Genomic DNA, 1,160 nt, shown 5'->3' with positions numbered 1-1,160 from the left:
GGCATCGGCGCCGGCGGCATGATCTCGGTGAGTCAGGCGATCATCGGCGACATCGTCCCTCCACGTGAACGCGGGCGCTATCAGGGTTATTTCAGCAGCATGTACGCCGTGGCCAGCGTTGCCGGTCCGGTGCTTGGCGGCTACATGACCGAATACCTGTCGTGGCGCTGGGTGTTTCTGATCAACCTGCCGCTGGGCCTCGGCGCCTGGTGGGTGGCTCGGCGCAATCTGCGCGGCTTGCCGATTCCACAGCGCAAACCGGTGATCGATTATCTCGGCACGGTGCTGATGATCATCGGCCTGACCGCGTTGTTGCTCGGTATCACCGAAGTCGGCCAGGGTCATTCATGGCGCAGCAGCGAAGTGCTCGGCCTGTTCGGTTGTGCCGTGGTGGTGCTGGCGCTGTTCGTCTGGCATGAACGCCGGGCGCGGGAGCCGTTGCTGCCGATGCACCTGTTCGCCAACCGCAATGCCCTGCTGTGCTGGTGCACGATCTTCTTCACCAGTTTCCAGGCCATCTCGCTGATCGTGCTGATGCCGCTGCGCTTCCAAAGCGTCACCGGCGCTGGCGCCGACAGCGCGGCGTTGCACTTGCTGCCACTGGCGATGGGCTTGCCGATCGGTGCCTATTTCGCCGGCCGCCGCACCTCGATCACCGGACGCTACAAACCGCAGATTCTCACCGGGGCGATCCTCATGCCGATCTCGATTCTCGGCATGGCCTTCAGTCCGCCACAAGCAACGCTGCTCAGCGGTCTGTTCATGCTGCTCAGCGGCATCGCCGGCGGCATGCAGTTCCCGACCTCGCTGGTCGGCACGCAGAACTCGGTGGAACAACGCGACATCGGCGTCGCCACCAGCACCACCAACCTGTTCCGCTCACTGGGCGGCGCGGTGGGCGTGGCGTTGATGTCGGCGCTGCTGCTGGCGTTATTGCACGACTCCAGTTTCGCCCATCTGGCGAACAGTTCGCTGATCAGCGAAGGGCATTCGGGCAACGTCCTGCTCGATGGCCTGAACGCAGCACCCGGCGAAGCGCAGAACGCTTTGCGCGCGGAGCTGCTGGTGACCTTCCGCCACCTGCTCTGGGTCAGCACGGCAGTGTCGCTGCTCGGGCTGGCAGCGGCGATTGCCATGCCGAACAACCTGCTGCGCGGGCG

The 1,160-nt window shown here is 64.7% G+C and carries 1 protein-coding gene; it reads left to right on the top strand.

Features of this window, described 5'->3' with window-relative positions; all coding sequences use genetic code 11:
- Nucleotides 1–1,160, top strand: a 1,160-nt coding sequence (locus D6877_RS19860) for an MFS transporter (protein ID WP_130911856.1), incomplete at both ends; no start/stop codon positions are given.

It is taken from the genome of Pseudomonas sp. Sample_9 (assembly GCF_004307535.1).
Taxonomy (GTDB): Bacteria; Pseudomonadota; Gammaproteobacteria; order Pseudomonadales; family Pseudomonadaceae; genus Aquipseudomonas; species Aquipseudomonas mercuritolerans.
Note: the sequence above shows the minus strand (reverse complement) of the source record. Positions and strands in the feature narration are given on the sequence as shown.